Below are 1,023 nucleotides of genomic sequence, written 5' to 3' on the forward strand. Positions count from 1 at the left end.
TCGGATACGCCGGTCTCTCCATATCCGCACAACATCACTCACATCCCGGCCAGCACGTCAGTACATCGAACAACCACACGATCGAGCGATCTCGAAACATGAATAAAGGGACTTAATGTCCTCTGAGATGGCCTCGATCCTCGCCAACCGCCGGACCCACCCGCCACGCAGCATCGACACGCTGAAGGACGTGATCAAGCGTCACGACCTCGAGATCGAAACAGGCAGTAGTTAAGTTACGGCTCCTGAACCGCTGCCAGTTCGTCGAGGATCACCAGCGCCGGTTCGGCGTGAAGCGGCTCTGCGACATCCTCGGCCTCTCCCGCTCGAGCTTCTACTACTGGCGCCGCACCGCCGCCGCGAGGGCGGCCCGGCAGGCCGCCGAAGCCGAACTCGCGGCCCGGATACGCACGGTCCATCAGGAATCCGACGGCACCTACGGCGCCCCCAGGATTACCGCCGAACTCCGCGACCAGGGCGAACGGATCAACCACAAACGCGTCGCGAGAATCATGCGGACCATCAGACTCGAGGGAGTGCGTCTGCGGCGCCGGCACCGGACCACTGTCCCGGACCCGGCCGCGGCCAAGGCCCCCGACCTGATCGGCCGGGACTTCACCGCGGCGCACGTGAACACGAAGTATGTCGGCGACATCACATACCTGCCGGTCAGCGGCGCGAAGCCGCTCTATCTCGCGACCGTCATCGACCTCGCCTCGCGCCGGCTGGCCGGGTGGGCGATCGCCGATCACATGCGCACCGAGCTCGTCACCGACGCCCTGGCGGCCGCCGAGCGGACCCGCGGCAGTCTCGACGGAGCGATCATGCACACCGATCACGGCTCGCAGGGCGGATTCAACCGGTCGTCGCAACACCTTGATCACGGAGGTATGCGATGGGACGAGACCAGAGTCAGAGGGTGCCGGAGGCGCCTGCGGGAGCGCGGCGGCAGTGGGCGGCGGATCGCGTCGGGAGTGACGACGGTAGAGGCCGCGGTGGCTGTTGGTGTGTCATGGCCGGTCG

1 pseudogene is annotated in these 1,023 nt (G+C 66.3%); it reads left to right on the plus strand.

The window, feature by feature from the left end:
- Positions 1-242 precede the first annotated feature (242 nt).
- Positions 243-1,023, plus strand: a pseudogene (locus OTB20_RS42255) (IS3 family transposase); the annotation flags it as partial.

The organism is Streptomyces sp. H27-H1 (assembly GCF_026627445.1).
Lineage (GTDB): Bacteria > Actinomycetota > Actinomycetes > Streptomycetales > Streptomycetaceae > Streptomyces.